The following is a 23,837-nucleotide window of genomic DNA, read 5'->3' on the forward strand; positions in this document are numbered from 1 at the left end:
GCAGAATACCCTCCAACGAAAGTACCTGTTGCCATCACCACTTTTAACAACGCGCTACTGGAACGATATTGCTTAACAGGGGATGCTGAAACTTTGACCGTTCCTAAACTATTCTTTCCATATAGTTTTTTAAGTCCAACCTGAGATAGTACCGTCCTGACCCAATGTTTACCTGATTTATGCATCCTCACTTGTGTCTTACGAGATACTTCCACCGATGTCTGTTTAATCTGTTCTTTACTCACAATTCAGCCTTTTAACCTTTAGTTTTACATGTTTAATGCTTTAATATTACAGATTACATATACTTTTGTCAATAGTTATATATTATTTAATACTCCACGCACTTAAATAAAGTAAAAAAGGTACAGTCAGACTGCACCTCACTATTCAACATTTTTAAAAAATCGCATCAAGAAGTGATGTACTTCCTCCACCGCCATCACCACCTGTACCAACGATATGATTGCCGATAACTTGAGCAAAGGTTTCAATATTCAAACTTTGCACATAGATTTCTCCATAACCTGAGAAGGTATTGACAATCCCTTCACCCGTACCAATAGACTGGAGGAAACCATTTTCAAGATGGATGTCGTAATTGAGGTCACGGCTCCAAGCAACAACGTGAGCATTATCAATGGTGATGCTTCCACCATTCAGCTCAATTTTCTTAATCGAACCGAAGGCATTGGCCAAGAGCGTTCCATGTCCTTCCGTAGTCATAACGAAGAGCCCGCCTTGACCGCCAAAGAAAGCACGACCTACACTTTGACGCTCCATCTTGTATTGGGCAGAACCGTCAAGGGCAAGGAAAGCACCATCATTGAGGCGGTATTGTTTGGCACCCAATTCTAGAGCAATGACTTGACCAGGAGTGGAAGGCGCAAGTGCAATTTTGCCATCGTCGTTGTTGGAAATAGCCTGAGTGACAAACATAGACTCGCCTGATACCATAGAGCGACCAATGGCACCCATGAGCTTTCCAAATCCCGAACCACCACGCGCATTGAGCTTGGTATTCAAGGTCACGCTCGGTGTGTGGTAAACCATACTTCCCTGTTGAATATAAGCTGACTCCCCAGCTTCCAGGGCAATCTCCACCAAGGGAAATTGCATATTACTGTCGATAGTGTATTTCATCCGATTGTCTGACATAGGAGTTCCTCGTTTCTTTTGTGTTGTTGTTGTAATACAATTTTATATTATTCAAACAAACTTGTCAAGGATTTATAGATTATTTAGATAAAGATTACAAAAAAACCGAGCCATGCCCAGTCTATTTCACTTCTGTCATGCGACCCGTATCCACATCATAGACCGCACCAAAAATCTCAACATCTTTAGGTATGAGAGGAGATTGTTTCAAAAGGGCAATATCCTCCCGCACGCTTTCCTCAACATCCGTAAAGGGTAGGAAGTCCTGACCACTGACATCTACCTGTAAATCTCGCTTGAGTTGGGCCGCAAAATCTTCGTTAGTAAACGTCTGGGCACCGCAATCTGTATGGTGTAAGACTACGATTTCCCGCGTGCCAAGTTGCTGTTGGGAAATAACCAGCGAGCGAATCATGTCCTCCGTCACGCGCCCACCCGCATTCCGCAAGATATGGGCATCCCCAAGTGCCAAGCCCAAGGCTTGCGCAACGTGAAGCCGAGAGTCCATACAGGTCACAATAGCCACTTTTGTTTTAGGCTTGAGGGGTAAATGATAGGTGCCGTGCAGGTCAACATAAACCTTGTTGGCCTTCATAAAATTTTGAAAATAAGACATAGGACCTCCTTGTCTGATGAAACTTTCCAGAACTTTCATAAAATAGATTAGACCTAGCTTACCATATTCCCGACTATTTGTCGCAAAAAAGAGAGCGACAATTTGTCACTCCCGAATGTTATCCTCATTTAAATACTTTTTGTAGCACTTCCCCAATGGTTGTCACGCCGATAACGGTGATTTCCTTAGGCACCTTGATACCTGTCAGGGAATTTTTTGGCGCATAGACCTTGGTAAAACCTAATTTAGCGGCTTCGTTAATCCGTTGCTCAATACGATTGACACGGCGGATTTCACCTGTCAGACCAATCTCGCCTATAAAGCACTCTTGTGGGGTGGTTGGCTTATCCTTGTAACTGGAGGCAAGGGCAACTGCGACCGCTAGGTCAATAGCCGGTTCATCCAGCTTGACACCGCCTGCTGACTTGAGGTAGGCATCTTGGTTTTGGAGGAGCAGGCCTGCCCGTTTTTCCAAAACCGCCATAATCAAGCTAGCACGGTTGAAGTCCAAGCCTGTCGTGGTCCGCTTAGCATTGCCAAACATGGTCGGCGTCACCAGGGCCTGCACTTCTGCAAGGATTGGGCGGGTGCCCTCCATGGTCACGACAATAGCAGAGCCAGTCGCTCCGTCCAAACGCTCTTCCAAAAAGACCTCACTAGGATTGAGGACTTCGACCAAGCCCTGCGACTGCATCTCAAAAATGCCGATTTCGTTGGTGGAGCCAAAGCGGTTTTTGACCGCCCGCAAGATACGAAAGGTGTGCTGTCTCTCGCCCTCAAAATAGAGAACGGTATCCACCATGTGCTCCAAGGTCCGCGGTCCAGCCAGGGTGCCTTCCTTGGTCATGTGACCAACGATGAAGGTTGCGATGTTGTTGGTCTTGGCAATCTGCATGAGTTCATTAGTCACTTCACGGACCTGACTGACAGAGCCTTGCACGCTGGAGATGTCCGGGCTCATAATGGTCTGGATAGAGTCGATAATCAGGAAATCTGGTTTTATCTTCTCAATCTCGGTCCGAATGCTCTGCATATTGGTTTCCGCATAGAGATAGAACTCGCTGTCGATGTCGCCCAATCGTTCCGCACGGAGCTTAATCTGCTGGGCAGACTCTTCCCCTGACACATAGAGGACGGTGCCAATGGTCGAAAGCTGGGTCGATACCTGTAAGAGCAGAGTGGATTTTCCAATTCCTGGATCGCCTCCGATCAGGACCAGACTACCTGGCACCACACCGCCACCGAGGACACGGTTGAACTCCTCCATATTGGTCTTGGTGCGGGCCACTTGAATGGAGGAAACTTCATTGAGTTTCATGGGGCGCGTCTTCTCACCTGTCAGACTGACCCGCTCGTTCTTGACTTCAGCGACTTCCACTTCCTCGACAAAGCTAGACCAGGAGCCACAGTTGGGGCAACGCCCCAGATACTTGGGCGAGTGGTACTCACAGGATTGACAGACAAAGGTTGTTTTTTTCTTAGCGATGATGATTTCCTCCTATATAGTATATTCTAGGATTTCGCAGTAGGCTATGGTTTCTTTGGGGACAAACTGGCGTATCAGCATACCATGACAGACGATAACAAGCCGGTCATAGGCTTGGTATTTTTCGAGGGCCTGTAAAAATCTCTCTTTCATCTCCGCAGCAGTTTCATAACGAACTGGAGAAGACTCAGGTACCGCTCCGCCATTTTCCAAAAATAATCGATGAGCTAAGACTGCCTCATCTTGACTGGCATTCTGCCCCGTCAAGTCTGGTCGCCACTCATGAAAAAAGGGCTCCACCAGCAGAGGCAGTTGGTTGGCATGAGCAATGTAAGTTGCTGTTTCCAAAGCCCGTGTGACACTAGATGCAATAACCACCTGAGCCTGAGCCAAAACAGGACTGCTGGCAACTTCCTGCGCCAAGGCCCTTCCTTTTTCAGTTAAGGGAGCCAGATCCCGTCCAAAACCTGCATACAGACGAGGATTGTCATGCTGGTCAAACATACTGTAGTCTGGCTCTGAATGCCTCACAAAGAGAATATGCATAGCGGTCTATTTCCCCGTCGAGCCAAAGCCACCTGTCCGAACGCCGTCGGCTTGGTCGCCGTCAGCCAAAAGGAAAGGTGCAAAAACAGCCTGCACGATTCGCTCGCCAGCTTCTACCACGACGGTTTCATCTGTGATGTTCCGCATCTGGGCAAATATGTGGCCTTCGTTAGCTGGATTGCCGTAGTAGTCACCGTCAATAACTCCAACCGAGTTAATTAAGACCAAGCCCTTCTTGCGAGGATTGGATGAGCGGTCATAGAGATAGAGGACCTCGTTTGCTTGCATATAAGCTTTGACACCTGTAGGCACCAGCTTAATCTCGCCCGGGTCTAAGCTAACTGTCTCCGCAGCTTTTAGGTCATAGCCTGCTGCATGGGCTGTTTCACGTTTTGGCAATAAATTTTCATCAGTAAACTGGCTAACCAGTTCGAATCCACGGATTTTCATGTTTTTCCTTTCGAGTACTTATTTTGAAGATAAATCTTGAAGTAATTTTTCAAAATCAGAATTTATCTTTTGGGTCTTATTAAAAATTGCATATTCTGTACGAGCTTTCTCCTTGGCTACTTGCCTTGCAACTTGACCGTGCTCCTCCAAGAGTTCATATTCTTGAAAGGCTAAAAATCGGTCAATGCTATCTGCCAAATCTTTCATGGTCTGGGTCTTACCTTGCTCAATTTGTCGCTCCAGATAGTCAAAGTAGCCCGAAACACTGCGTTCTAGCGAACGAATTTCCTTTTCGGTCAAATAATTTTTAGCAACAAGAGCATCAGATTGCAAAATACGTCCATCAGGGGAGTTCTTCCATGTTACCAAACCCATGTTTGCTTTGGTATGGTCTGCCTTTTCATAAATAATTTCTGCAGCTATTTTACCTGTAATCGCATAATGAAATTTATTTTGCACATGAGCATAGAATTGCTTAGTCAGCAAGCTATTGGCATCGCAATCTCTGCAAAAATATCTGTGATTTGTAACCAGATTCGTCGTTCACTAGCACGGATAGAACGAACTCGTTCTAAAAGCTCACGGAAATAATCTTTTTCCAAGAGGTTTTCACCTTGCTTCAAACGCTCGTCGTCCATGACAAACCCTTTAATCATGTACTCTCGAAGTACAGTTGTTGCCCATTGTCTAAACTTAGTAGCCTTTTGAGAATTGACTCGGTAACCGACGGAAATGATGGCATCGAGATTGTAATAGGTCACCTCTTTGGTTTGAAATTTCCCTGCAATTGCACCGTGTTGAGTGGTTGTTTCCATTTTGGAAATAACCACTTTTTCCTCTAGTTCCCCTTCTTCGAAAATATTTTTCAAATGTTTGCTGATAGCTGGTACACCAACATCAAACAACCTTGCCATTTCCTTTTGACTGGCCCAAATCGTCTCATCACTGACAATGATGCTAGCCTTTTCTTGGTCATTTTCTGCTTGGTAAATTAAAAATTGTAATTCCTTCATATTTACCTCTTTAGTTATTTAGGGCTTACTCCCTACTATAAATTCATTCGCACTTTTCGTCACAAATGCAAAAATTGTGGATAGGGGGAAGGCATATTCGTCATCAAAACGAGCTGCTCGTAACCACAAGTCTTGGTCAACCTTGCGGAGATAGACACTGCGAGGGAAGGTGAATTCTTCTTCCAACTGAGGCGACAGTAGGCAAAGAGCTCCGTCTGGTGATTTCCCTTGGGAGAGTATAGCATCTTGACTGACTTCCTGTTCCAACAAGGCCAGGCGAAGATAGACTCCCAGATGAGCTGGTGGCAGTTGATAACCAAGTTCCATAGCCCTCGCTTCTATCTGAGGAGCTGTCGCCTCCCTCTCCAATCCCATATCTGCAAGGCTGACAATCTCAACCAAGCACTCTTGCTGCTCCTCCACCACTTGATATGCCGAGTGGGCTAGGTAGGTCTTGAAATAGTCATTCACTAAAACACCCTTGTCATCTAGGTAGGCAAAGATTTCTTCTTTTTTTAGGGGAAACAATTCAACTCGAACGCTCTGTCTTTTCATAGGTCTATTATACAGGAAACACAGGGTAAAGCAAAGACCTGCTAGTAAACTAGATGACCTTGCTTGTCTGAATCAGCTCTAAGACATAGTCCAAATCCACATCTCTTTCCAAATGCTCAGGTGTCCAGGGGATGTAAATATCTGGCTCAACGCCTCTATCTGTCATCCCATTTCCCTTGTCAATTTCCAAACTGCGTGAGGTCGGATACATCAGGTAATCGTCGCCAAATTCTGCAAAACAGCAGTTGGAATAATCTAAGATGCCCAAGGTTGCCCGCCCAACCACTGTGACTTTGGGAAGTGGCTTGAAGGTTTGGACAAAATTATCTCCTGAAGAGGCACAACGAACATCTGACAGGATATAGATCTTATCTGGTCCAGCTTCCAGTCCTCGGTAATCTGCCAAGTAATCTTCCTCGTCATCTGCACAGACATAGCCAGCATCCCGATGTGTTTCTAATTCTACCAACAAACTTTCTATAAAGGCTCTACTCTCTTCTGAAAGATAAGGATCAAGTAATTGCCTCTCAAATATTTTACGCCGATGAGCAATATTAGTTGGGGTATAGAGAATCTCCATTTCATACTCATCCATCACGATGTCCTTGTAAGACTTACCTACTGGCAAGGCGTATTTGAGCAAGGGCCAATAGAGTGAATCACTGCCACCACTATTGATACGGACATCAATAATCAAGTTTTTTACCGTGGGTAACAGGGGCTCTATCTGAGTATAGAGCTGTCCAATTTTCTCTTCGTCATGAAAATTCTCCATTTTCATGTAGAGAGTATGGTCATCTAGCCAGTTCCAAGCAAATGCTTCCTGCTCTGCTGAATCTTGACAATCTCCAATCTCTACTTGCAAGAACTGACCCTTACGAAAAAGACTGACCTGCCCTGCTTTTTTGACCAAATAAGCCCACTCCATGTACTGTCGCTCAGGAGTCGGACTGATAAAAAAGGCTTGGCGCTCTTGATAAACTTGGTCAAGAGGTTGACCACCTATAGCGATAATGCGGTCGCCTACCTCAAGACCGTTGCCACTATCACTGTCTAGTACGTAGAGGGAATCTTCGTGCCGACGCAGGAAGGCTCCCAATCTTGGAGCAACAGGGGAATGATACCAGATATGCCCCAACACCCCAAAGCTAGCCAAGTATGTCCGAATCAGATAGATAAAGTCTTCTTTGGGCAAGTCTATCAGTAGCTGATTACGAAAAGGAGTCGGATCTGTTCCCGTCTTGTCCTTCTTAGTAGCCGAATCTTCCTGCATGATGCCTACAATCGTGTCAAATATCTCTAACTGGGTCATGAGTAGCTCCTTCGATTAAAAATATATAGTCGAATGAATAAGCTTTCAGACAAGGAACTGAGTGCAAGCAATACTAGAGTATGGCAAGCCGACAGTGACGATGTATCAGAGCTAATTCAAATGACTCTATTTCAGTATAATCTGTCGTCAGGTTAGTGTCAAGATTAGAAAAGACAGATAGAAAAAGGCCTATTGAGACCTTTTTTCTATCTTCCCTATTCAAACACAAACTGATTGTGGTAGTGTTCGGCATAGAAGCCATTGAGTTTAAGAAGCTGGCTGTGGTTGCATTGCTCGATTACTTTTCCATCTTTGAGGACGTTGATTTCATCCGCAAGTCTGGATCTATTTCTCTGGTATAACCCAAAAAAGGTAGTAAGTAATAAAGACTGTCAGCAAGCCCAGTCCAATTTTGACAAATAGTACAGGAGCCAACCAAATGGATATCCCCATGAGTATGTAGATTTGCCAGATAATTTGTTTTTTCCGTTTACGGGAAATGGCTTTGGTTTCAGCATAATCCGCTACATAAAATTGATAAATTTTTGTATTACGTAGCCATTTTTCAAAATTTTTAGAGCTTCTAGCAAAACAAAATCCAGCCAAAAGTAAAAGAGGCGTTGTTGGAATTATAGGTAGAACAATCCCAATCATGCCAATAGCAAGACTAACAAAACCAGCTACTAGATAAACAATTTTTTTCATAATACTATTATACCAAAAGAGTTCGTGATTTTTTGAACATTTTCTGTATGTTTTAGGAAAGCGCTTGCTTTCCACCCTGTAAACTGGTATGATAAGGATATTACATTTAGAAAAGAGAGAAGATGCTATGAAACTTCTAGGACTTGTCGGAACCAACTCCGCTCGCTCAACCAACCGCAAACTCTTGCAGTACATCAAACAGCATTTTGCTGACAAGGCAGATATTGAATTGGTTGAAATCAAGGACCTTCCCGTCTTCAATAAACCGGCTAATCGTGAACTGCCAGAAAGTGTTAAAGAATTAGTTGCAAAGATTGAAAGTGCTGATGGTGTCATCATCGGAACACCTGAGTATGACCACTCTATCCCCGCTGTTCTTATGAATGCACTAGCTTGGGTATCATATGGAGTCTACCCTATGCTTAACAAGCCGGTTATGATTACAGGTGCCTCATACGGAACGCTCGGTTCTTCCCGTGCTCAATTGCAACTACGCCAAATTCTCAATGCTCCTGAACTCAAAGCCACTGTTTTGCCAGATGAGTTCTTACTATCTAATTCCATGAAAGCCTTTGATACAAACGGTGAGCTCATTGATTTAGAAATCAGTCAAAAACTGGATGCCATCTTTGATGACTTCCGTCTCTTTGTCAAGATGACAAGTAAACTGTCTAGCGCCAAAGAGTTACTTCAAAAAGAAGCTGAAAACTTTGACTGGGAAAACTTGTAAGAGAGGAGAACAATCATGAAATTTGTCGGAATCGTCGGGTCTAATGCAGACCAATCTTATAACCGCATGCTATTGCAATTTATTCAACGCCACTTTAAAGTAAAATTTGAATTAGAGCTTTTGGAAATCAAAGATGTCCCAATGTTCAATCAGGACGAAGACCAGTCTAATAGTTTTGCGATCCAATACCTTTACAACAAAATCACACGTGCTGATGGTGTCATCATTGCTACACCTGAGCACAACCACACCATCACACCTGCTCTTAAGAGTACTCTAGAGTGGCTCAGTTTCAATTTACATCCATTTGAAAATAAACCAGTTATGATTATCGGTGCTTCTTACTACGACCAAGGAACGTCTCGTGCTCAAGTACACTTGAGAAAAATTTTGGACGCTCCAGGTGTCAATGCCTACACGTTACCAGGTAATGAATTCCTCCTTGGTAAAGCGAAAGAAGCTTTTGATGATAAAGGGAACATTATCAATGAAGGGACTGTGAAATTCTTGGAAAGCTGTCTAGACAACTTTATCAAGTATGTCGGCGTTGTATCTAAATTGAAACAACCCAAGCCAATTGCACCCGAAGATTTGGACTGTGGAAAGCCGATTGCGACGACCATCCACGGCATCGATCCAGATGATCCAGACTGGTTGGAAAAAGCTGCCAAACAGGTCAATGCCGTTGACGGAAATACCTATGTGAAATTGGATAACGGTCTCCTCACCGTAGACCAACTCAATATGTTTCTCAATGCGATGCCATTTGAATTGACCTATGCAGATGATAATAACCAATTCCTCTACTACAACAACAAGCACCAGGAGCCAAATACCATGTTGGGTAAACGGGTACTTGCTCAAGTAGGAAACCGCTTGTCAACCGTTCACGGCACTTTACCACCTGCTCGTATGAAAAATGTCGAATGGGTTGTTGGAACCTTACGCAATGGTAACCAAGAGTACGTTCGAACAATCGTCCCAGGCACACCACCTGAAATTATCAATACTCATAACTACCAAGCTATGTACTATCCTGACGGGTCCTACGCTGGTATCAATGAAATTATCTTTAATTTTAAGCCATGGTTAGATTGGTATCTTGAAACCACTGGACAACGCTTGGTGGGGGGTGCAGGAAACACCGCATCTCCTGCCCATGTTGATGCAACCTCTGGCGCTTCAGATACAGGTAGTACCCATACAGCTTCCACACCGACAGATGCCAATTCTGGTGCATCTGCTCACTAACAAATAAAAACTAGTGGGAAGGGGCTCCCTTTCCACTATATTTTTTCAATAAATTTTTGATGATTATGTCACAAGGAGGCCCCATGTCCCCATTTCAAGAAAAAATTTCGGTTGCAGTTTCAAAAAAAGAATCCCTTTTTGATGAAAGTCTAAGCCGTTACGCCTTACGCTCCATGTATGCAGGAGCTTATTTGACCATGTCAACAGCTGTTGGTATTATTGGAGCTGATGTCATCTCCAGTCAATTCCCAAGTCTATCGCGTTTTGTTTTTACCTTTATCTTTGCTATCGGACTGATTTTTGTTCTTATTTTTGGTGGCGAATTGGCTACATCTAATATGATGTATCTAACGACTGGTGCCTATTATAAGCAAATTACTTGGAAAAAAGTAACGCTGATGTTACTTTACTGCACCTTCTTCAACTTTGTAGGTGCTACCATTCTGGCTTGGCTTTTCAATCAGTCCTTCTCCTACCTTAACTTATCTAACGAAAGTTTTGTTGTCAACGCTGTCACCATCAAACTAGGAAAATCCGACTGGAGTAACTTCTTTGAGGGAATTACTGCCAATATGTTTGTGAATATGGCTATCCTTGGGTATATGCTACTCAAGGAACAATCCGCCAAATTCTTTGTTATTGTATCAGCTATTTTTATGTTTGTTTTCCTTATCAACGAACACTTAGTTGCTAATTTCGCATCATTCATGCTCTTAGCCTTTAATGCTGCTCGTACTAATGTAGATACCTTTACCATCGCGAATATTCTTCGTCAGTGGATTGTTGTTTTCTTTGGAAATTGGCTTGGAGCCGGCCTCTTTATTGGAATTGCTTATGCTTGGCTCAATCAGACCAAAACCAACCATCTTGAACAGTAATGATACTACAAAAACAGCCAAGATAAACCACATCCTAAAAGTTTAAGGATTGTGGCCTGCTTATCTTGGCTGTTATTTTTTACTATTCAAACACAAACTGGTTGTGGTAGAGCTCAGCGTAGAAGCCGTTAAGTTTAAGAAGCTGGCTGTGGTTGCCCTGCTCGATAACTTTTCCGTCTTTGAGGACGATGATTTCATCCGCATTGAGAATGGTTTTGAGGCGGTGGGCAATGACGAAGCTGGTCCGACCTGCGATAATAGCCTCCATAGCCTTTTGGATTTTGGCTTCCGTTACGGTATCAACGTTTGAGGTTGCTTCGTCCAAAATCAAGACCTGTGGATCTGTCAAGAGCGTACGGGCAATAGAAATCAGCTGTTTCTGACCTGTAGAGAAGACATTCTCATCATCAGTCACAAAGGTTTCATAGCCCTCTGGCAAGCTCATGATAAAGTCATGGATATGGGTGGCACGAGCTGCGGTTTCCACCATTTCCTGCGAAATACTCTCATCGCCAAAGCGGATATTGTCCGCAATAGTACCAGAGAAGAGGACCGACTCCTGCAAGACAATACCGACCTTATCTCGCAAACTATCCAGGTCATATTCCCGAATATCGCGACCGTCAAAGGCCACGCTACCACCATTGACATCATAGAAGCGGTTGATCAAGTTCATAATGGTAGTCTTACCGGATCCCGTCGGACCAACGACCGCCACCATTTTGCCCTTAGGAGCTGAAATGGACACCTTGTCCAAGACCTTCTGACCTGGCAGGTAGCCAAAGTCGATGTCCTTGATTTCAACACCTTCTTTTAATTCGGTAAATAGCGGAGCGTTTTGAGGGCGGACTTCCTCAGGCTCATCAAACATTTCCTGGATACGGTGAGCACCTGTGAAAGCCAACTGCAATTCTGCCCAGCTAGATGCAATCTGCATGATAGGCTGGTAATACTGTTGCGAATACTGAACAAAAGTCACGACCAGACCAAGTGCGGCAGCTGTTGTAAGTGAGCTATCATTGAGCACAATGCTGGAGCCTGCAAAGATAACAATGGCCGTATTAACCAAGCTCATTCCGTTCATAAATGGAAAGAGGATCCCACCAAACAAACGTCCCTTGAAAGTCGTGCGACGAACTTCTTCATTGAGCTCCAAGAAACCATCAATCGTCTCTTCCTGCACACCCTGTACAATAATCGCTTTTTGTCCTGAAATCTTCTCATCCATGTAGGCATTGAGTTTAGACACCGCAGCCTGTTGCTTATCCGTATATTTCCGTGACAGGCGAATGATAATCACTAGGGCAATCAAAGCAACTGGCGTAGATGCGATAGTTACCAAAGCCAAGCGAGTATCCTGACGGAACATCATGATAACCATACCGATGTAAAGAGCGATATTGGTCACTACCTGAGTCAAGGACTGGTTAAAAGCATTTTGGATATTATCCAAATCACTGGTAAAACGAGAAAGAATATCCCCATCCTTGTGGCTATCAAAGAAGGCAACTGTCAAGCGTTCCAACTTGCCAAACAGACCTTTTCGCATACGGTTGGTTGAATGAGCAACGATGCGTGTAAAGAGCAGGGTATAAATCAAAGTTGATACCACAGTCGCCACATAGGCCAACAAGAGATGGAGCATGACCCCATTAAAATCAGCTAGGTCAGGCTTGAAATCCGACTGACCCATTTGCACCGAAGCAAAATAAGCCTGACCAATTTTCCCCATCTCTGCAATCGCATTACCCAGGAAAACAGGTGTCTTAACCTGCAAATAAGTCGCCGTCACAATGGCTAGAAAAATCACAGCAAAGGACAGCTTATAGCGTTTAAAATAAAACCAGAAAAAACGTAAAGTTTTCATTTATTCTTCCTTTCCTTTCTGTGTTTCGTAAATTTCACGGTAGACGTCATTTGTCGCTACCAATTCTGCGTGTGTTCCCTGACCAATCAAGCGACCTTCATCAAGAACCAAAATCTTATCAGCTTTGACAACAGAAGAAATCTTCTGGGCAACGATGACCGTCGTTGTCCCCTTCAAATCATGGTTGAGGGCTTCTTGCACCAACTTCTCAGACTTGGCATCCAGGGCTGAGGTCGAATCATCTAGTACCAAGACCTTAGGCTCGCTAATCACACCACGCGCAATGGACATCCGCTGTTTCTGACCACCTGAGAAGTTATTTCCACGTTCTTCTACTTGACTCTCATAGGTATCATCCAAGCGGTCGATAAATTCTTTGGCTTGGGCAATACCTGCGGCCCGCTCCAAACGTTGCAAATCAGCACCAGGTGCCCCTTGACGCAGGTTGTCCGCAATGGTCCCTGAGAAGAGAATAGCTTTTTGCAAGACAATCGATACCGTGTCACGCAGGGTGCTCTTGCTGACTTCTTTCAAGTCCCGACCGCCGATAGATACTGTTCCTTCCTGTGGATCAAACAAACGCGGAATCAGCTGGGCAAGAGTAGATTTACCCGCACCCGTTGCACCGACCACGCCGACCATTTGACCTGGCTCAATCTCAAAGGAGATATTTTTCAAAGTTGGCTCGGTATCATGCGGATAGGTAAAGCTAACATTGTCAAAGACAATCCGACCTGTCAGGTCCTCATCTGCCACATCCTTGAAGGTCATCGCTGGCTCTGTATCCAAGACCTCGCTGATACGCTTAATAGAAATCGCTGCACGAGAAGCTTGCATCCCCATAAAGCTAGCCATGATAATGGCAAACATGATTTGCATGAGGTAACTCATAAAGGAAGTAAAGCCACCAACTGCTTCCATATTGGTTTCCAGCATACCAGACACCAAGTAGAGCGATGCAAAAATCGCCATGTAGGAAATAAACATCATCAGAGGTTGCAAGATAGAGAAACCGTAACCGATGAAAAGGTTGAGGTCCAAGAGTTCATTGGACACATCCTTGAATTTCTTGTACTGGTTTTTCTCCTGCACAAAGGACTTGACCACGCGAATCCCACGCAGGTTTTCCTTGGCAATGCTGTTCATCTTATCCATGAGGGACTGGAATTTCCCAAAACGAGGCCCCATTTGCCCCATGACAACCGCCATGATGACCATGATTAAGATCACCATGAGAATAATCATCCACCAGAGTTCTGGCAAGGTCCGCACCGCCATGATAAAGGCGCCGATAAAGAGGAGGGGAACCCGTAGCAAGATGGTAAAGAGCATCATGGTCAAGTTTTGAATCTGGGTTACATCGTTGGTCATCCGAACGACCAAGTTCCCCGCATTGAATTCTTCAACGTTAGCATAAGAAAAACTCTGAATCTTGCGGAAGGTTTGCTCACGAATATCCGCAGATACCCCTTGTGAAATTTTCGCTGCAGCAATGGTATTAGCCAGACCAGCCAAAAGACCAATCCCCGCAATCACCAAGAGCAACTGGCCCACACGGACAATCTCTTCCTTGTCATTAGCCAAGACTGCTGCCAAGACATCCTTTAAGTAGTTGGGCTGCAAGAGGGTCGTAATAACGACAATCGATGTCAAGGTGATACAGGCCAAGGCATACCATTTATAGCGTAGGATTGCTTGTTTAAACATGGTCATTCTCCTTATAATTCCTAATGTTTTCTTTTAATTGATCGGCCACCTGCTTAATCAGTTGAAAGTCTTCCTTCTGAATTCCCTGAAAAAGCGAGCGGTGCATCTCCTCATGAAAAGCTTCTAATCGGCTAATCTTACTCCGACCTTTCTCCGTCAAAATCAACTGTTTATAGCGTTTATCAATCTGAGAAGGCAGGACTTGTATGAAGCCGTTTTTCTCCATACGTTTGACTAGATTACTGGCAACCGATTTGGAAATGCGGAGCTCTGATTCAATATCTTTTACAAAGGTTTCAAGCTCTAATCTATTCGATAAAAATCGCAAAGCCCATCCTTGTGGCCCCGCTAAATGCTCCACATCGTATTCCTTAGCAATCGCTTCACTAATCTGTTCAATCTGATTTAATAAATTTCGAAAATCTGCAATTGTGTGCCCCACAAGAACCCCTTTCTATTTAACCAACTAGTAAACATAAAGCTCATTATAGTTTTCTTGAGAACTATTGTCAAGTTTCCGCTCTGCTATTTTCAAAAAAAAATCATCTATGTTATAATAGAGAAAATACTATCACAGAGGAATCTTATGGAGAAACAAACAATTGCTGTTTTGGGGCCTGGTTCTTGGGGAACAGCCCTTGCACAAGTTCTCAATGATAATGGACATACTGTTCGCATTTGGGGAAATATTCCGGAGCAAATTGATGAAATCAACGAAAAACATACTAACACACGTTATTTCAAAGATATTGTTCTTGATGAAAACATTAAAGGCTACAAGGATTTAGCTGAAACTCTAGACGGTGTCGACGCTGTCCTCTTTGTTGTGCCAACCAAGGTAACCCGTCTAGTCGCAAAACAAGTTGCAGAGACCCTCAAACATAAAGTAGTCATCATGCACGCCTCAAAAGGATTGGAGCCAGACAGTCACAAACGTCTCTCACAAGTCTTGGAGGAAGAGATTCCTGCAGAACTTCGTTCAGAAATTGTTGTAGTTTCAGGGCCTAGCCACGCAGAAGAAACTATCGTCCGTGATTTAACCTTAATTTCTGCCGCTTCAAAAGACTTGGGAACAGCTAGCTATGTTCAAAACCTTTTCAGTAACAACTACTTCCGCCTTTACACCAACAATGATGTTATTGGTGTGGAAACAGCTGGGGCTCTTAAAAACATCATTGCGGTTGGAGCTGGTGCCCTGCATGGACTTGGATACGGCGACAATGCCAAAGCTGCCATTATTGCACGTGGCTTGACTGAAATTACCCGACTCGGTGTGGAAATGGGAGCCAATCCCTTAACCTACAGTGGTTTGTCTGGAGTTGGTGACCTGATTGTGACAGGAACTTCTGTCCACTCTCGTAACTGGCGAGCAGGGGATCTGCTTGGTAAGGGAGAAAAACTCGAAGATATCGAAGCCAACATGGGTATGGTCATCGAAGGAATTTCTACCACAAAAGCCGCCTATGAATTAGCAAAGGAACTAGGTGTTTACATGCCCATTACCAATGCCATTTATAGCGTGATTTATCAAGGTGCTAGTATTCAAGATGCCATTCGGGAAATCATGTCTGGCGAATTCCGTCAAGAAAACGAATGGTCTTAATATAGAAAACGGAGAATACACTATGGCACAAAAAGTTAGAAAAGCTGTTATTCCAGCGGCAGGCTTAGGGACTAGATTCTTACCTGCTACCAAAGCACTTGCAAAAGAAATGTTACCAATTGTTGATAAACCAACCATCCAATTCATCGTTGAAGAAGCCCTCCGCTCTGGTATCGAAGATATCTTAGTAGTAACTGGTAAGTCAAAACGCTCTATCGAAGATCACTTTGACTCCAACTTTGAATTGGAATATAACCTTAAAGAAAAAGGCAAAAATGATTTGTTGAAACTCGTTGATGAGACAACAGGTATTCGCCTACACTTCATTCGTCAAAGTCACCCACGTGGACTCGGTGATGCCGTACTCCAAGCCAAGGCCTTTGTCGGAAATGAACCTTTTGTCGTTATGCTTGGTGATGATCTTATGGATATTACAGACACAAAGGCTGTTCCATTGACTAAGCAACTCATGAACGACTACGAAAAGACACATGCTTCAACAATTGCTGTTATGCCAGTTCCTCATGAAGAAGTTTCTGCATATGGTGTTATTGCCCCTCAAGGTGAAGGTATTAATGGGCTTTATAGTGTAGAAACTTTTGTGGAAAAACCAAAACCTGAAGACGCTCCTTCTGACCTTGCTATCATCGGACGCTACCTTCTCACTCCTGAAATTTTCAGCATTTTGGAAAATCAAGAACCAGGTGCAGGTAATGAAATTCAATTGACAGATGCCATTGACACCCTTAATAAAACGCAACGCGTCTTTGCTCGTGAGTTCAAGGGAAATCGCTATGATGTAGGGGATAAGTTCGGTTTCATGAAAACCTCTATCGACTACGCTCTCCAGCATCCTCAAGTAAAAGATGATTTGAAACAATACTTGATTAATCTTGGTAAAAAATTAGATACAAAGAAAAACTAGCAATCGCTAGTTTTTTTCTTATCCCATATAGAATATTCCAAGTAGCAGGACAATCAATCCTAAATAGCCAAGCAAACCATAAAAAATCTGCTTACCAGAAAAGAGATTTTTTTCCACTAATGGCGGAAGAAAGATAACGACCAAACATCCTCCAACAGCTCCTCCAATATGCCCTGCCATACTGATAGCTGGATTAAACAATCCCAAAGCTAGGTTAATCAGCAGCAAAGCTGTGTAACGCTGCCCTAAGAGTTGAAGATAAGTACTTCGACTGTAATACCGTAAGAAGGCCATGGCAGCAAACAATCCAAATAAAGAAGTAGAAGCTCCTGCCCCAACTACGTCTGGTGTAAAAAAGAGGACAAATAAATTACCCATTATACCAGATAAAAGATAAAGCAGAAAGAAGCGCCGTGACCCAAACAACCCTTCTAATTGGTAGCCCAAACCAAGTAAAGTAATACTGTTAAAGATAAAATGTTCCCAGCCGATGTGGACAAATATTGGCGTTACTAGGCGCCATAACTGAGTCGGATCATAGCGTACCACTTCACCATACATGCCACCAAATTCAAAAATCGTGTAAGCTGCGGTCGTCTGCCCAAATCGAAAAACTTGTATCAACAGAAAAACAAGAGCCGTCACTGCCAGCAGGCCATTTGTCACAGGATAGCGCTTATCAAAAAGATTCTTCAAAAATCAACAACTCCTTTACTGGAATATCAAATGTCTGTGGTTCAAAATCGTAGACTTGAAAGCCCGCCAAGGTCGATACCGTTCTCCCCTGATAATCTGCTAGGTAGCGATCATAAAAACCACCTCCATAGCCCACTCGAAAACCCGCTTGATTCCAAGCTAAACCAGGAACATGGATCAACTTAACCACAGACTTATCCACAGGTTGTGAATAAGTACCAGGTTCCCAAACCCCAAACCTAGATTTTACCAAATCATCAGAATTATATTCTACAAAATCCATACGCCCTTGTGAATAGGTCTTAGGGATGAAAATCTGCTTGCCGTCCTTTTGAGCCTGTTCAATCAGGTAAGAAGTGTCAAACTCATGGGGCATGGAAAGGTAGGTCCCAAGCGACTTTGAGCACTTATAGGTGTCAGATGAAAGGAGCCTTTCTGTTAGTTGCTGGCTCCATCTTGCTCGCTGGCTACTAGTCAGGGCTTTCAATCTCTGCAAGACCTCTTGCCGAATTTCTTTTTTATCCACAGAAACTCCTTTCTTTTCAGAAAAAGACTGGAAAACCAGTCTAGTTTGCTTTTATTTTCAAAAAATCGCTCAACTTATCCACAGCAAAGGGAAGTACTTCCTCTTTGGGACTGAGACGAGGATTGTGAAGGGGATAAGGCGTATCCACACCCAACCAGAACATAACACCTGGAACCTTGTTGAGCAGGTAGCCAAAGTCTTCACCCGTCATGGCAGGTGGACAGTCAATCATTTCCACACCATCAACCTGTTCAAAATAGGTCATCAGTTCATCTGCCAGTTGAGGATTGTTCTCCACAGGCAGATAGCCGCTTGGATTGAGCTCAATCTCCAAGTCCACTCCAAAGGACAGGGCGATTCCCTCTGCCACTTCCCGCACCCGCTTTTGTACCAAGAGGCTCATGTTCTGTGTCAAGGCCCGAATGGTCCCGTGCAAAAAGGCCGTTTCAGCAATGACATTGTTGGTCGTGCCCGCGTGCATTGAGCCGAAGGTTACCACAGCCCCCTCTATTGGGTCGACATTACGGCTGACCACTGACTGAACCTGGGTCACAAAGTAGCTGGCCGCCACTAAGGCGTCATTGGCGGTATGGGGAAATGCTGCGTGGCCACCCTTTCCTGTAAACCGTATCTTGACTTCACAGGTCCCAGCAAAGAGGGTCGCACGGTTAGTGGCCATTTGACCGACTTTGAGGTCTGGTCGGACATGGAGCCCATAAAATTCATCTGGCAACCAATCCCCAAAAGCACCCGCTTCATACATAAGCATGCCACCTGCTAGATTTTCCTCCGCAGGCTGAAATAAGAAGAGAAGATTGTTTCTTGGTTGCTGCTCTGCCAGTTTCTCCAAAAGCCCCAAGGCAATGGTCATGTGGAAATCATGTCCACAGGCGTGCATCCGGTCTGGGTGGAGGGACTTGAAGTCCAGGTCCGTTTCTTCCACGATAGGCAGGCCGTCAATATCTGCCCGCCAGCCAATGGTCTTTTCAGGTGCAGAACCTGTCAGATAGACCAAAATCCCAGTCTTCCAAGTACGCACTTGAGCAAAAGAACAGTCTTGAAGTAAACCTTCAATGGTCTCCATAAGAAAGGCGTGGGTCTTGAACTCCTCCATGCCCAATTCTGGTATTTGGTGAAGGGCACGGCGTGTTGCGATTAAATCTAGCATAACTACCTCTTAGAGTGTTCGCAAAGCCTCTTCCAAGGCTGTTTTTTGTTGGGTTTGAGCGTCGATTTCCTTGATAATGCGAGCTGGCACACCTGCCACCACAACATTTTCAGGGACGTCTTGGGTCACAATAGCGCCCGCTGCGACAACAGAGCCACTACCGATTTGCACGCCTTCGATAACAACGGCATTGGCACCGACCAAAACATTGTCGCCAACACGTACTGGCTCAGCCGAAGCTGGCTCGATAACACCTGCAAGAACCGCACCTGCACCGATATGACTGTTTTTACCAACCGTCGCACGACCACCTAGGATAGCACCCATGTCAATCATGGTACCTGGACCGATTTCCGCACCGATATTAATCACTGCACCCATCATGATAACGGCATTATCACCGATTGTCACTTGATCACGGATAATGGCACCTGGCTCGATACGGGCATTGATATTGCGTTTATCCAACAAGGGCACAGCCGAATTGCGGCCGTCTTGCTCAACCACGTAATCTACATTTTCAGTCAAGTTTGCCAAAAGTGGCTCGACGTCCCTCCAGTCACCGAAGAGGACATTGCCAAGCTTTGTCACCTCAGCAGGAACAGGACCAGCCAATTCACCTTCAAAAGTCACTTTAACAGTCGTTTTTTTCACCGCATTACCGATAAAGGCAATGATTTCTTGCGCAGTCATTTTTTGTGCAGTCATAATAATTCCAATCTAAAAATAATATTTTTTCTATTATATCAAAATTTTCTGAAAATTTGGGAAAGAAATATTAAAAAATGAAAAAGAGGCTAAGATAGCCTCCTAAAGTTATTGTGGTAAATCGAATTTTACAATAGCTGGTTTTATATCTGTACTAAACTGGAATCCTGGTTTAATCTCTAACTCAGAAGTTCCCTCTTCATTTACTGCAAAGGCAGTTGTCGCTCCCTCCATACTTCTACCAGGTGCAATTGTTGCGAGAATTGTTCCAACTGGGTAGCTTTCAGTCACCTTATTATTCACATATAAATCTATATCCTCGCCAACAACATAATCCTCATCAGTCAAGTTGGTGACATTATAGGTTACCAAAAGTACTTTATTCGCAACAATATCACTCGCTTCATTTCTTTCGTCTGTCCATGCAATATTCGTAATTGTAATTTCTGCCACATCTTTAAATACAATGGTATCTCCTACCTTATAGCTTGTACTGGTTGCTTGTTCAGAACTAGACTGTGCAGCACTGCTAGAGGTATCGGTAGTTTCTTTTTTACTTGGCTCAGTGGTTGAGCATGCAGCAAGTGCAAACACTGACAGAGTAGTTAACGTTAGGAAAGTAAGTTTTTTCATATAAACCTCCAAAATTTTTTATAATTCCATTATATATATATATATATATATTGTCAAGTAGAAAATCAAAAAAAATAGAAGTTTTGTCTCCTAATTTTCATATTCCATGGGAAACTATATTAACGTAAAACAACAAAAAGACTTGGCTAGCGCCAAATCTTTTTCTGTTATTGATTCAACAATGTTTGTGCTTGTTCACGAACAGTTGTCATTGTTTGCTTGAGTTGATCACGAGCTGTTTTCAAGCTATCCAAAACAGAAACTCGTACTTCTTCTGGAATGACAGTAGAATCATCACCTACTGCTGCAAATTGCGAATCCATTGTTGACTTTTGTTGCTCAAGCATCTCTACAACCTGCTCACGATATGGTTTTAAAGAGGTTTGTGCAGCTTCTGGTAGCTGGGCAATTAACTCGTCAAAATCGGCTACATATGAATCCATCAACGAACTCATTGCTGTCTTGTATTCTCCAATGGTTTGAATAGAGTCAATTTCTGCATCTGTCAAATATGCCACTGTGGATTCTTTTAAAGTTGTCGTAGAAGATTCGGTCGTGGATTCTTCAGTAGATGACTCCGAAGTGGACGTTTGCTCAGTTGAAGAACTTTTTGCCGTTGTTTCTTCCTTATTACTAGAACAAGCCGCCAAAGCAGTAACTGCTAGAAGAGCAGAGAAAATCATCAACCATTTCTTTTTCATTATAAAACTCCTTTTGTTAATTACTCCTACATAGTATAATATAATTTTTTTGCGATAAAGTCAAGCGCTCATAGAAAACGCTATCTTTTTCGAGATATACTCAAAAAGGGTGAATTAATACTTCACCCTCTCAATGTATATTACGAAAATAGTTGAATTATGCTACCTGCATTTAAACTTGGTAATTGTTCGGCATTCACATGAAGAGTTCCGGGAAGTGATCCTTCAACTGAACCATCTAAAGCAATGGTGATATGTCCCAGAGCAGCTAGATTTTGATCGACAACCGATCCGACAGCTGTAATGGGATAGTCAACTCCATCAATGACCAAACGCCCACCAACTTGGATAGAGCCTGACAAATCCTTGTTGCTAATCTTGTAGCAGTAGTCTGCCAAATCTGCAGGAGCTTCCATTCCGAATAATATCAACATATTCGCTTCTGCAATCATGCTGGGAGCCTGATCTCCGATACTTACAATGTTTGCTTCAAAAATTTTTGTCATTCTTCTATCCTATCCTATTCAATAATATTTTTATCTAGCTGTACAAACCGAAACTTGCCAACCAAGCGACGATGACACGTGGGACACCGTTCAAGAAACGTGAGTAGAGTACCGCTGGTACACCAACTTCAACTGTTTCAGATTCTGCTTCTGATAGACCGAGGGCTACCGGAATAAAGTCACAACCATTTTGTGTATTAATAGCAAAGAGAGCTGGAAGAGCCATTTGTGGTGGGATGTTTCCTTTACCAATTTCCACACCAATCAAAGTACCGATAATCTGACTGATAACAGCACCTGGGCCTAAGAGTGGTGAAAGGAATGGAAGCGAACAAATGAAACCAATCAGAATGAGTCCCCAAACATTCCCAGCTAGTGGCACCATAAGTTTTGCCAACCAGTTTCCGACACCGGAACCTTGAATAATCCCAATCAAGAGAGACACAAAGGCCATGAACGGAATAATGGTGTTCAACATGGTTTGAATAGCTTCACGCGCAGCTTGGTTAAAGGTTGCAACAACCTTACCAGCTCCCATACCAATACGAGCAATCAAGCTAGATTCCGCACGTTGTTCGGTGATTTTTTTGCTGGTATCATAAGTCGGTTTTTTCTCAGTTGCCACACTTGTTGCTGCAGCGACCTCTGAACCATCAGCCAAGGTAATTTGATCCACGCCAACATTTGACACGTAAATGTCCTCTGTGATGTACTGTGCCAATGGACCACTCTTACCTGTTGGAATCACGTTAATAGTTGGGATCCCTTTTTTCGGATAAATTCCACAGCGAAGCGTTCCACCGCAATCAACAATTGCAAGAGCAATCTCTTCGTCTGGAATAGAAGTTTTGAAACCATTGACTGGCTCCATACCTGTCAACTCAGCAATTTTATCAACAATAGCTGGTTTTTCACCACCACCTGTGATATAGATGAATTTGTGTTTTTCTTCTGTTGGGGTGATGACAAGAGGGCCACCAAAACCGCCACTACCTTTTACAACTTTTATGCTTTTGTATGTCATAGGAATGTCCTCTTTCTATCAAAGTGTCTTGCTCAATGTGATACCTTGTTGTTTAGAAACGTAAGCTGTTGTGAAGTCTGTCACCCAACCACCTACGAAGTTCATCACCAAACCAACTAAAAGGTAACGAATCGCCAAATCCATAGTGTTTAGACCAAGCGCTTGAACACCTGATGCAATCCCCATCCAAACGAAGAGTTCACCTGGGTTAATGTGAGGGAACACGCCGTTTGATGTATGACAGAATTGCATCTGAGCAGCTACAAAACCTGGCTTGTAGTATTCTGGCAAGAAACGTCCCATACTGATAGACATTGGGTTTCCTAAGATAAATGCCGATACAAATGGCAAAATCATATAGCGGCTAACTGGATTTTTAGCAGAAGCCTGAGCCAATTTGTTAACTTTCTCTTCACCTAGGAGAGCAATCAAGGTATTCATAGCTACCAAGAGCATAAGAACAACAGGTACGATACCAGTCATCCAGCTGATAAAGGTTTCTCCACCTAGCTTAAAGAGGTTCATAAAGCCTTCGGCAAATTTTACAATATAGTCCATAATAAACTCCTTTGTTTTTTATTTTTTGAACTGTAACTTAAGACGAGTGGACAAGAGTTTCAACCGATTGCCCACATTTAACACTGGTGCGAACTTAGGAACATCTTCATAATTCCCAGCTTCTGTTCTGAGAAAGACTTCCCTCGCATCTTCAATCGCAATTTGTAAAAGCTTGTTCTCCTTTCTAACAAGTGGATTGTAGGTGTCAAAGTAGTGAATATCCTGACCGATATAATCTGGCATGGTCTTAAAGCGTGCCGCAACGGTTACACCCTGCATCCGTCTGGCATCTAATACCTTACCTGACTTGTCCACTGCAAACATGACAATGGTTCCAGCCTTGATTTTCCCTGCTCGACGTCCGATGGCCACACGGCCCTTTTTACGTAATTCAGAATAGGTGGTATTAAAATGTTTCAGCTGTCTGAGTCCGAGGATAATTTGCAAGATATAGGCAACAATCACCACCGCTCCCAAAATATAAATCGAATCCATCTCTTCCTCCTATTCTGTTA

At 43.5% G+C, this 23,837-nt stretch carries 26 protein-coding genes and 1 pseudogene; 5 read left to right on the forward strand and 22 right to left on the reverse strand.

Annotated features, from left to right (window positions below):
• Nucleotides 1–399: 399 nt before the first annotated feature.
• The 9 genes and pseudogenes from AC4CS8_RS09485 to AC4CS8_RS09525 all read right to left on the reverse strand — a co-directional run bounded on the left by AC4CS8_RS09485 (nucleotide 400) and on the right by AC4CS8_RS09525 (nucleotide 7,841).
• Nucleotides 400–1,158, reverse strand: a complete 759-nt coding sequence (locus AC4CS8_RS09485) for a TIGR00266 family protein (protein WP_493892942.1) — start codon at nucleotides 1,156–1,158, stop codon at nucleotides 400–402.
• A gap of 121 nt (nucleotides 1,159–1,279) precedes the next feature.
• Entirely contained in the window at nucleotides 1,280–1,774 is a 495-nt protein-coding gene (locus tag AC4CS8_RS09490) for a beta-class carbonic anhydrase (RefSeq protein ID WP_493892943.1), read from the reverse strand.
• 124 nt (nucleotides 1,775–1,898) lie between these two features.
• The gene (radA, locus tag AC4CS8_RS09495; RefSeq protein WP_493893887.1) at nucleotides 1,899–3,266 is read right to left on the reverse strand and encodes a DNA repair protein RadA; all 1,368 of its coding nucleotides are present in this window, start codon (nucleotides 3,264–3,266) and stop codon (nucleotides 1,899–1,901) included.
• Between the two features lie 6 nt (nucleotides 3,267–3,272).
• A complete protein-coding gene (locus AC4CS8_RS09500; RefSeq protein ID WP_493892944.1) occupies nucleotides 3,273–3,806 on the reverse strand; it encodes a histidine phosphatase family protein in 534 nt (177 codons plus the stop codon).
• 6 nt (nucleotides 3,807–3,812) lie between these two features.
• The gene (locus AC4CS8_RS09505) at nucleotides 3,813–4,256 is read right to left on the reverse strand and encodes a dUTP diphosphatase (protein WP_493892945.1); all 444 of its coding nucleotides are present in this window, start codon (nucleotides 4,254–4,256) and stop codon (nucleotides 3,813–3,815) included.
• An 18-nt stretch (nucleotides 4,257–4,274) separates the two neighbouring features.
• Nucleotides 4,275–5,269 (reverse strand): annotated as a pseudogene (gene rhuM / locus AC4CS8_RS09510) (RhuM family protein).
• Nucleotides 5,270–5,287: 18 nt separating this feature from the next.
• Complete coding sequence (locus AC4CS8_RS09515) at nucleotides 5,288–5,824, reverse strand: hypothetical protein (protein WP_493892946.1); 537 nt, start codon at nucleotides 5,822–5,824, stop codon at nucleotides 5,288–5,290.
• 49 nt (nucleotides 5,825–5,873) lie between these two features.
• Complete coding sequence (locus AC4CS8_RS09520; protein ID WP_493892947.1) at nucleotides 5,874–7,136, reverse strand: S41 family peptidase; 1,263 nt, start codon at nucleotides 7,134–7,136, stop codon at nucleotides 5,874–5,876.
• 345 nt (nucleotides 7,137–7,481) lie between these two features.
• Nucleotides 7,482–7,841 (reverse strand): YbaN family protein, encoded by a 360-nt coding sequence (locus tag AC4CS8_RS09525; RefSeq protein ID WP_024384177.1) that lies wholly within the window; start codon nucleotides 7,839–7,841, stop codon nucleotides 7,482–7,484.
• A 127-nt stretch (nucleotides 7,842–7,968) separates the two neighbouring features.
• Between AC4CS8_RS09525 and AC4CS8_RS09530 the strand changes: the two genes are divergently transcribed.
• From AC4CS8_RS09530 to AC4CS8_RS09540, 3 genes are all read left to right on the forward strand, one after another.
• Nucleotides 7,969–8,571: an NADPH-dependent FMN reductase gene (locus AC4CS8_RS09530; protein ID WP_024391582.1), complete on the forward strand. Its 603-nt coding sequence runs from the start codon at nucleotides 7,969–7,971 to the stop codon at nucleotides 8,569–8,571.
• Between the two features lie 15 nt (nucleotides 8,572–8,586).
• Nucleotides 8,587–9,822, forward strand: coding sequence for an NAD(P)H-dependent oxidoreductase (locus AC4CS8_RS09535; RefSeq protein WP_493892948.1), 1,236 nt, complete (start codon nucleotides 8,587–8,589; stop codon nucleotides 9,820–9,822).
• A gap of 83 nt (nucleotides 9,823–9,905) precedes the next feature.
• Nucleotides 9,906–10,700 (forward strand): formate/nitrite transporter family protein, encoded by a 795-nt coding sequence (locus tag AC4CS8_RS09540; protein WP_493892949.1) that lies wholly within the window; start codon nucleotides 9,906–9,908, stop codon nucleotides 10,698–10,700.
• Between the two features lie 82 nt (nucleotides 10,701–10,782).
• On the opposite strand, the gene AC4CS8_RS09545 is transcribed toward AC4CS8_RS09540, so the two are convergent.
• From AC4CS8_RS09545 to AC4CS8_RS09555, 3 genes are read right to left on the reverse strand one after another with little or no spacing between them, the layout of a single operon-like run.
• Nucleotides 10,783–12,567, reverse strand: a complete 1,785-nt coding sequence (locus AC4CS8_RS09545) for an ABC transporter ATP-binding protein (protein ID WP_493892950.1) — start codon at nucleotides 12,565–12,567, stop codon at nucleotides 10,783–10,785.
• Nucleotides 12,568–14,274, reverse strand: a complete 1,707-nt coding sequence (locus AC4CS8_RS09550) for an ABC transporter ATP-binding protein (RefSeq protein ID WP_493892951.1) — start codon at nucleotides 14,272–14,274, stop codon at nucleotides 12,568–12,570.
• Nucleotides 14,267–14,716: a MarR family winged helix-turn-helix transcriptional regulator gene (locus AC4CS8_RS09555; protein WP_493892952.1), complete on the reverse strand. Its 450-nt coding sequence runs from the start codon at nucleotides 14,714–14,716 to the stop codon at nucleotides 14,267–14,269. The genes AC4CS8_RS09550 and AC4CS8_RS09555 overlap by 8 nt, the downstream gene beginning before the upstream one ends.
• Nucleotides 14,717–14,860: 144 nt before the next feature.
• On the opposite strand from AC4CS8_RS09555, the gene AC4CS8_RS09560 reads away from it, so the two are divergent.
• Both AC4CS8_RS09560 and galU read left to right on the forward strand, forming a co-directional pair.
• On the forward strand, nucleotides 14,861–15,877 hold the full coding sequence (locus AC4CS8_RS09560; protein ID WP_493892953.1) for an NAD(P)H-dependent glycerol-3-phosphate dehydrogenase: 1,017 nt from the start codon (nucleotides 14,861–14,863) through the stop codon (nucleotides 15,875–15,877).
• A 22-nt stretch (nucleotides 15,878–15,899) separates the two neighbouring features.
• Nucleotides 15,900–16,802, forward strand: coding sequence for a UTP--glucose-1-phosphate uridylyltransferase GalU (gene galU, locus AC4CS8_RS09565; protein ID WP_493892954.1), 903 nt, complete (start codon nucleotides 15,900–15,902; stop codon nucleotides 16,800–16,802).
• 18 nt (nucleotides 16,803–16,820) lie between these two features.
• Here galU and AC4CS8_RS09570 read toward each other — a convergent pair whose 3' ends face one another.
• The 10 genes from AC4CS8_RS09570 to AC4CS8_RS09615 form a co-directional block, all read right to left on the reverse strand.
• Nucleotides 16,821–17,498 (reverse strand): rhomboid family intramembrane serine protease, encoded by a 678-nt coding sequence (locus tag AC4CS8_RS09570; RefSeq protein ID WP_493892955.1) that lies wholly within the window; start codon nucleotides 17,496–17,498, stop codon nucleotides 16,821–16,823.
• Nucleotides 17,482–18,024 (reverse strand): 5-formyltetrahydrofolate cyclo-ligase, encoded by a 543-nt coding sequence (locus tag AC4CS8_RS09575; RefSeq protein ID WP_493892956.1) that lies wholly within the window; start codon nucleotides 18,022–18,024, stop codon nucleotides 17,482–17,484. The genes AC4CS8_RS09570 and AC4CS8_RS09575 overlap by 17 nt, the downstream gene beginning before the upstream one ends.
• Before the next feature lie 40 nt (nucleotides 18,025–18,064).
• Nucleotides 18,065–19,192 carry an N-acetyldiaminopimelate deacetylase gene (locus AC4CS8_RS09580; RefSeq protein ID WP_493892957.1) on the reverse strand — a complete coding sequence of 376 codons (1,128 nt, stop codon included), beginning with the start codon at nucleotides 19,190–19,192 and terminating at the stop codon, nucleotides 18,065–18,067.
• A 9-nt stretch (nucleotides 19,193–19,201) separates the two neighbouring features.
• Complete coding sequence (dapD, locus tag AC4CS8_RS09585) at nucleotides 19,202–19,900, reverse strand: 2,3,4,5-tetrahydropyridine-2,6-dicarboxylate N-acetyltransferase (RefSeq protein ID WP_493892958.1); 699 nt, start codon at nucleotides 19,898–19,900, stop codon at nucleotides 19,202–19,204.
• A 108-nt stretch (nucleotides 19,901–20,008) separates the two neighbouring features.
• The gene (locus AC4CS8_RS09590) at nucleotides 20,009–20,533 is read right to left on the reverse strand and encodes a hypothetical protein (protein WP_493892959.1); all 525 of its coding nucleotides are present in this window, start codon (nucleotides 20,531–20,533) and stop codon (nucleotides 20,009–20,011) included.
• Nucleotides 20,534–20,700: 167 nt separating this feature from the next.
• Nucleotides 20,701–21,234 (reverse strand): hypothetical protein, encoded by a 534-nt coding sequence (locus tag AC4CS8_RS09595; protein ID WP_493892960.1) that lies wholly within the window; start codon nucleotides 21,232–21,234, stop codon nucleotides 20,701–20,703.
• Nucleotides 21,235–21,374: 140 nt separating this feature from the next.
• Entirely contained in the window at nucleotides 21,375–21,740 is a 366-nt protein-coding gene (locus tag AC4CS8_RS09600) for a PTS glucitol/sorbitol transporter subunit IIA (protein ID WP_493892961.1), read from the reverse strand.
• 34 nt (nucleotides 21,741–21,774) lie between these two features.
• Nucleotides 21,775–22,764, reverse strand: a complete 990-nt coding sequence (gene srlE, locus AC4CS8_RS09605) for a PTS glucitol/sorbitol transporter subunit IIB (protein WP_105122274.1) — start codon at nucleotides 22,762–22,764, stop codon at nucleotides 21,775–21,777.
• An 18-nt stretch (nucleotides 22,765–22,782) separates the two neighbouring features.
• Entirely contained in the window at nucleotides 22,783–23,322 is a 540-nt protein-coding gene (srlA, locus tag AC4CS8_RS09610; RefSeq protein WP_099871533.1) for a PTS glucitol/sorbitol transporter subunit IIC, read from the reverse strand.
• A gap of 18 nt (nucleotides 23,323–23,340) precedes the next feature.
• Nucleotides 23,341–23,817: a transcriptional regulator GutM gene (locus AC4CS8_RS09615; protein WP_105122275.1), complete on the reverse strand. Its 477-nt coding sequence runs from the start codon at nucleotides 23,815–23,817 to the stop codon at nucleotides 23,341–23,343.
• Between the last annotated feature and the right edge of the window lie 20 nt (nucleotides 23,818–23,837).

The sequence above is a fragment of the Streptococcus sp. NSSLK0004 genome (genome assembly GCF_059039125.1).